The following is a 224-nucleotide window of genomic DNA, read 5'->3' on the forward strand; positions in this document are numbered from 1 at the left end:
TATTGGCTTCGTAAGTGCCGTGCATACCGAGCATGCCAAGGCTCTGACGATGCGTGCCAGGGAAAGCGCCCAGCCCCATCAGAGAACTGGTTACCGGCAGATTCAGTTTCTCTGCCAGCTGCAGCAACTCAGCATCACACTCAGAGTTGATCGCACCGCCGCCGACGTACAGCACCGGTTTTTTAGCCGCCAGCAAGGTTTGGACGGCACTTACGAAGCCAATA

1 pseudogene is annotated in these 224 nt (G+C 56.2%); it reads right to left on the reverse strand.

Annotated elements, in window-relative coordinates:
• Positions 1–224 (reverse strand): annotated as a pseudogene (locus ACM615_RS23865) (acetolactate synthase 3 large subunit); the annotation flags it as partial.

Source organism: Rahnella sp. PAMC25617 (assembly GCF_050606005.1).
Taxonomy (GTDB): domain Bacteria; phylum Pseudomonadota; class Gammaproteobacteria; order Enterobacterales; family Enterobacteriaceae; genus Rahnella; species Rahnella variigena.